The sequence below is a fragment of the Vibrio sp. 1078-1 genome (assembly GCF_033340475.1).
In genome coordinates, this window is the sequence record NZ_JAWOWM010000961.1 from 1 (window position 1) to 509 (window position 509).

Genomic DNA, 509 nt, shown 5'->3' on the forward strand with positions numbered 1-509 from the left:
CTGTCTAAATCACTGGCAGAAATAAACACATCATAGCCGTAAAATTCTCTCTGATACTTCATTCTATTCGCCAGCATGGCTTGCAAACCGTCGTATTGTTTTCCCGCTTTGCTAGTGTACGGTTGTGGGTCGAGCACCATATCTTCAAATTTCTCTTCACAATGGTTCTGCCTTGCGCCCAAATACAACAAAGCGCGTTGGCTAAGTAAAATCTCCGTCTCGATACGCGGGCAAATTGCATCAAGATAAGGGGAGTAGTGTTTCAAGCGGATGCCTATCCACGGGAGCGGTTGATGCCAGCCGTCTTGTTGATAACTGCATATACCAATGGACTCAATATTTCGCCAACGGACAACCCAACCGCCTTTAAACAGGTGTTGCTGAAAGTGCGAGGCGGTCAATGTGAAAGTGACTTGGCTTTTCTTAATCATCAAGACGGCGAAACCGACGATGATTGCCATCAAAATGACGGAAAGCATTGCTTGTTTCCAACCCGGAGAAAAGATCGG

Annotated in this window: 1 protein-coding gene; it reads right to left on the reverse strand. The window is 46.2% G+C overall.

The window, feature by feature from the left end; genetic code table 11:
• A partial coding sequence (locus R7190_RS31095; protein ID WP_318138371.1) for a DUF2982 domain-containing protein occupies positions 1-509 on the reverse strand: 509 nt, incomplete at both ends.